The following is a 454-nucleotide window of genomic DNA, read 5'->3' as shown; positions in this document are numbered from 1 at the left end:
GCGCCGGGGTGCGTCGGATACGCCGTCATGCAGCGAGCGTGACCGGACGAGGTTGCCCTGCCGTTGCGCCGGGGTCACGGGTGTTTGCGGGGTGTTCACGCGGGGGCGGGGGGCGGTGTGAGGTGGACGGCCTCTCCTCCCACGCCGCGTGAGGCCGGTCACAGGGCGCGAACCGCGGGCCCCGGCACGGCGTCCTACCGGGTCCAGGACCGACCCGGGGGAGGCCGTCCCATGCGCCGTATCACCGTCCGCCGTCCGCGGCTGCCGCGCACCCGTGCGGGGCAGCGGCGGCTGGTGCGGGCCCTGGCGTCGGTGTGCGTGCTGGCGCTGCTGCCGGCGACCTGGCTGCGGCTCAGCACGGGCGACCGGCTGCGCACCGTCGCCGACGTGCCGCGCACCGAGGTGGCCGTGGTGTTCGGCGCGGGGCTGTGGGACGGGGAGCCGTCTCCGTACC

The 454-nt window shown here is 77.1% G+C and carries 1 pseudogene; it reads left to right on the top strand.

Annotated features, from left to right (window positions below):
- Positions 1–231: 231 nt before the first annotated feature.
- A pseudogene (locus LPA54_RS38480) lies at positions 232–454 on the top strand (hypothetical protein); the annotation flags it as partial.

The sequence above is a fragment of the Streptomyces sp. DH12 genome (assembly GCF_020873895.1).
Taxonomy (GTDB): Bacteria; Actinomycetota; Actinomycetes; order Streptomycetales; family Streptomycetaceae; genus Streptomyces.
The sequence above is the reverse complement of the archived record's forward strand: the minus strand, read 5'-3'. Positions and strand labels throughout refer to the sequence as shown.